Here is a 4,144-nt window from a genome sequence, read left to right on the forward strand (position 1 = left end):
GAGCAGCATCGTGATTGATGGCGCGATGGCGGCGAGCAGCAGCGCGACGACCAGCGTCGCGGCCTTGGTCACGATAACGCGGCGGCGGTCGAAGCGGTCGCCGAGCGGCGCGAGCAGCAGGATGCCGAGCGCATAGCCGAGCTGCGTGAGCGTCGGCACGAAGCCGATCGCGCGTGCCGATGCGCCGAGATCGGGCCCGAGCGCGCCGAGCATCGGCTGCGCGTAGTAGAGCGGCGCGACGCCGAGGCCCGCGGCGGCCGCGAGCAGCAGCACGAGCCGGCGATCGGGCATCGAATGGGCGGCCGGGTGGGCCGGGGCGTGTGCTTCGCGGGGCGCGGCATCGAGACGGGACGGGGTGGACATGGCGTGCATCCTGGGTGCGATGAAGGGATGGACGCGAGTGTGGCGGCACGCGGCCGGCCACGGTAGTGCCGCCCCGCGCAGATTTGTTATACGCTTCACGCATGACCGAAAAATCTCCCTTCTCCCGTGCTGCTGGCGGGTCTCCGCGCGTTCAGGCGGTGCCGGTGGACGGCGCCGGCTATCGTTTCGAGCTGATGGAAACCTTCGTGCGCATAGTCGAGGCCGGCAGCCTGTCGGCCGCTGCCGCGCAACTGCATACGACGCAGCCGACGATCAGCCGGCGGCTGCAGGCGCTCGAACGCTCGCTCGGCATGCGGCTGCTGCAGCGCACGACGCACACGATGCGGCTGACCGTCGACGGCGAGCGCTGCTTCAAGCGCGCGAAGGAACTGCTGGCGAACTGGGCGGCGTTCGAGGCCGATCTGCGCGGCGCACAGGAGGAGCCCGACGGGCTGCTGCGGGTCGCGGTGCCGCACGCGTTCGGCCAGGAGCGTTTCGTCGCGCCGCTCGCGCGGTTCCTGCGCGACTATCCGCGCGTGTCGGTCGAGTGGCTGCTGCAGGACGAGGTGCGGGATTTCGTCGGTAGCGGTATCGATTGCGCGATCCAGGTGGGCGAGCCGACCGATCCGGCGGTCGTCGCGATCCGGCTCTCGAAGGTGCCGCGCTTCGTGGTCGCCGCACCGTCCGTGCTGAACGGCGCGGACGTGCCGGCCGACCCCGACGCGCTGGCCGCGTTGCCGTGGCTGTCGCTGCGCACGTACTACCGCAGCGAGCTGGCGCTCACGCATTCGGTCACGGGCGAGACGCGGCGCATTGCGATCCGCCCGCGCTTCACGACCGCGAACCTGTACGCGCTGCGCAGCGCGGCGCTGCTGGGCGTGGGCGCGTGCGTCGGGTCGTCATGGATGCTGGCCGACCACCTCGCGCGTGGCGAACTCGTCCATCTCGCGCCCGAGTGGCAGGCCGCGCCGCTGCCCGTCTACCTGACCTACCCGCATGCGCAGTTCTATCCGTCGCGGCTCGTGCGGTTTGCCGCGATGATGCGGGAGGCCGTGCCGGGGCTCGTCGAAGGGCGCGACGCCTGACGCGGGATGCGGGATGCGCGGCAAGCGCCGGGAGGTGGCTGTGCCGTCAGCCGCGCCGGATCCCCTCGGGCAGCGCGCTGATGCGGCGCACCTCGGGCGAATCGAGCCACGCGCGTGACGTAGCGCAGTCGGCGAACATGTCGGTCGCATCCTCGCCCCAGAACAGGTCGCCGTCGAGTTCGAAGGTCGGCACGCCGAATACGCCGTGCGCGATCGCATCATCGGTGTTCGCGCGCAGCGCGTCCTTCACCGGCTGGGCGTCGACGGCCGTCACGCCTTCCGGAAAGCCGACGGCGTCGCACAGCGCGGCGAAGCCTTCCGGTGTCGACACGTCCTGGCCGTCGCGCCAGATATGCCGGAAGATCCGCCGGATCGCGTCGGGTGAGTTGCCCATCGCGATCGCGAGGCGCAGCGGCTTGATCGGATTGAACGGATGCGCGGGCGGCATCCGGAACGGAATGCCGAGCTTGTCCGCGCGATATTGCGCGTGGCGATAGGTGAAGACGCGTTTCGCCGCGATCTCGGCCGGTGCTTTCTGGCCCCAGTGTGCAAGCAGTGCGCCGAGCACGATGGGCCGCGGCTCGAACGCGGCGGCAGGCGGGAGCTGGTCGAACCGTTCCTGCTGCAGATAGGCGAACGGCGAAACGAAATCGAAATACCAGGTGGCGGTGCGTGCGGCGTTCATCGCGAGCGTCTCCTCGTGCGGGTCCGGATGGATCGGGTGCGGGCCAGTGTCGCACGCGGCGGCGTTTTGCGCCGCCGCATCGCATCCCGCCGCCGGCACGAACGCTGCTACGCGGCCTCCACCAGCGCCGCGAGCCTTGCCAGCGCCATTTGCCAGCCGGTCTCGTTGTCGGCGGCCGGCACGCCGGGCGGCACCCCGTCGTGTACGGCGTCGACGCGCGTGCCGCCCGCTTCGTCGGACAGCGTGATCGTGATCGTCATCGCGCCGCGCAGCATCGGATCGTCGGTTTCGAACACGTCGATCTCGACGATCTGCTCGTCCGGCACGAGCGTGACGAAGCGGCCGTGATAGGTATCGGTGTGCGCGGTGGTCTTGCCGGTGTCGGCCGATGGCGCGTCGTAGCTCAGCGACACGCGCAGCGCGCCGCCTTCGCGCGCGTCGTACGCATGCACGCGGCACGTCATGCCGTCGGGCACCTTCCATTGCTCGACCGCGTGCGGATCGAGCAGGGCGCGGTAGACGCGCCCGCGCGGGGCGTTCAGGTGCCGGCTGACCCGGGTCGAATGCGTGTGCGTGTGCAACATGTTGCCTCCCGCGGAGCGCGCGCGACGGTGCACGCCGGCGGCCGGCGTGTCGTCATGCTTCCTTCAGGAATCCTAGGCGCGCGTGAGGCGGCATGCAATGACCGCACACGCGGCCGCGCTCAGCGCAGCGCGGCCGCGAAGGCGTCGAGCTGCGTGATGCAGGTGTTCCAGCCCTCGAAGAAGCCGAGCGCTTCATGGCGCTCGCGCGTCGCGGCGTCCGGATGCATCACGCGCGCTTCGTAGCGGCTGCCCGCATCGTCGTCGGCCATCGTGATGATCGCCGTGAAGCCCATCCACGGTGCCTGCGGCCGCCAGCCGCCCGCGAGCATCGACGTGAACGCGATGCGCGATTCGGGCACGATCTCGAGGAAGCAGCCGGGATTGTCGCTCGAGCCGCCATCGGGGCCGCGCATGAGCGTATGAAAGGCGCCGCCTGGCCGCAGGTCGAACGCGCGCACTTCGGTGGTCCACGGTTTCGGGCACCACCATTCCTTCAGCAGTTCGGGGTCGGTCCACGCACGCCACAGCGCGTGGCGCGGCGCGCGCAGCGTGCGCGTGATGACGAGATCGAGGGTTTCAACGGGGTCGACGGGGCTTGCTGACATCTTGTTCCTCCTGGTGACGGCGTTCGACGAATTCGACGAGACGATCGGATCGGGCTTCCCACAGCGCGCGCTGCTCGGCGAGCCATGTCTCGGCCTCGTTCAGCCGGCTGCCGACCAGCATGCAGGTGCGCGAGCGGCCGGCTTTCCGGGTCTGCACGAGGCCGCTGCGCTCGAGCACCGCGACGTGCTTCATGAACGACGGCAGCGCCATGTCGAACGGCGCCGCCAGCGCGGAGACGGTCCGTTCGCCGTGGCCGAGCGCGCTGACGATCGCGCAGCGCGTCGGATCGGCGAGGGCGTGGAAGACGTCGCTGATGCCGGGTTGAAAGTTAGCCATGTGGCTAAGTATAGGGGAGCCGAACGGCGATGCAACGAAAATTTTCGTCGCGTAGGATGATGGGGCGGTAACACGCGCCGACCAGGCGCGGCGTTGCCGCCGCCTGCCGCCGTTGCGCGAGCCGCGACGGCCGGCCGGTGTTCCTTCCGATCCGGCCGCACGGCGAACCCGCGCGTGCGGCCCACCTGACTACCGGAGATGGCATGACCGAATCCGTTACTGTCCGTCGCGTCGACGCGGGCGAAGCGAGGACCTGCGTCGATGCGCTGGCCGATGTGCTGATCGATTGCGTCGAGGGCGGTGCGTCCGTCAGCTTCATGTTGCCGATCGCGCGGCCGACCGCCGTCGCGTTCTGGACCCGCGTCGCCGACGGCGTCGCGAACGGCGAGCGCATCCTGCTCGTTGCCGAGGATGCCGCCGGCCGGATCGTCGGCACCGTGCAGGTCGTGACCGCGCAGCCCGAGAACCAGCCGCATCGCGCGGAT

General features: G+C 70.2%; 6 protein-coding genes and 1 pseudogene. 2 read left to right on the forward strand and 5 right to left on the reverse strand.

The features are described 5' to 3' along the window. The coding region (locus tag JYJ84_RS29975; RefSeq protein ID WP_205189853.1) for an MFS transporter at positions 1-363 on the reverse strand (363 nt) is incomplete at its 3' end. A gap of 101 nt (positions 364-464) precedes the next feature. On the opposite strand from JYJ84_RS29975, the gene JYJ84_RS29980 reads away from it, so the two are divergent. Continuing rightward, the gene (locus tag JYJ84_RS29980) at positions 465-1,448 is read left to right on the forward strand and encodes a LysR family transcriptional regulator (RefSeq protein WP_122948187.1); all 984 of its coding nucleotides are present in this window, start codon (positions 465-467) and stop codon (positions 1,446-1,448) included. Positions 1,449-1,494: 46 nt separating this feature from the next. Here the strand turns inward: JYJ84_RS29980 and JYJ84_RS29985 are convergent, their stop codons facing one another. From JYJ84_RS29985 to JYJ84_RS30000, 4 genes are all read right to left on the reverse strand, one after another. Beyond that, positions 1,495-2,133 carry a 2-hydroxychromene-2-carboxylate isomerase gene (locus tag JYJ84_RS29985; RefSeq protein ID WP_122949637.1) on the reverse strand — a complete coding sequence of 213 codons (639 nt, stop codon included), beginning with the start codon at positions 2,131-2,133 and terminating at the stop codon, positions 1,495-1,497. Positions 2,134-2,240: 107 nt separating this feature from the next. Next, positions 2,241-2,717, reverse strand: coding sequence for an SRPBCC family protein (locus tag JYJ84_RS29990; protein ID WP_122948186.1), 477 nt, complete (start codon positions 2,715-2,717; stop codon positions 2,241-2,243). A gap of 119 nt (positions 2,718-2,836) precedes the next feature. Next, the gene (locus JYJ84_RS29995) at positions 2,837-3,322 is read right to left on the reverse strand and encodes an SRPBCC family protein (RefSeq protein WP_122948185.1); all 486 of its coding nucleotides are present in this window, start codon (positions 3,320-3,322) and stop codon (positions 2,837-2,839) included. Further along, the gene (locus JYJ84_RS30000; RefSeq protein WP_122948184.1) at positions 3,294-3,659 is read right to left on the reverse strand and encodes a helix-turn-helix transcriptional regulator; all 366 of its coding nucleotides are present in this window, start codon (positions 3,657-3,659) and stop codon (positions 3,294-3,296) included. The genes JYJ84_RS29995 and JYJ84_RS30000 overlap by 29 nt, the downstream gene beginning before the upstream one ends. A gap of 203 nt (positions 3,660-3,862) precedes the next feature. On the opposite strand from JYJ84_RS30000, the pseudogene JYJ84_RS30005 reads away from it, so the two are divergent. Further along, positions 3,863-4,144 (forward strand): annotated as a pseudogene (locus tag JYJ84_RS30005) (GNAT family N-acetyltransferase); the annotation flags it as partial.

The organism is Burkholderia sp. LMG 13014, assembly GCF_905232215.1.
In the GTDB taxonomy this organism is placed as follows: Bacteria; Pseudomonadota; Gammaproteobacteria; order Burkholderiales; family Burkholderiaceae; genus Burkholderia.

What these genes read in the sequence shown, in the direction of transcription:
- JYJ84_RS29980 (WP_122948187.1), top strand. Translation starts at nt 465, where the DNA reads ATGACCGAAAAATCTCCCTTCTCCCGTGCTGCTGGCGGGTCTCCGCGC.
- JYJ84_RS29985 (WP_122949637.1), bottom strand. Translation starts at nt 2,133, where the DNA reads ATGAACGCCGCACGCACCGCCACCTGGTATTTCGATTTCGTTTCGCCG.
- JYJ84_RS29990 (WP_122948186.1), bottom strand. Translation starts at nt 2,717, where the DNA reads ATGTTGCACACGCACACGCATTCGACCCGGGTCAGCCGGCACCTGAAC.
- JYJ84_RS29995 (WP_122948185.1), bottom strand. Translation starts at nt 3,322, where the DNA reads ATGTCAGCAAGCCCCGTCGACCCCGTTGAAACCCTCGATCTCGTCATC.
- JYJ84_RS30000 (WP_122948184.1), bottom strand. Translation starts at nt 3,659, where the DNA reads ATGGCTAACTTTCAACCCGGCATCAGCGACGTCTTCCACGCCCTCGCC.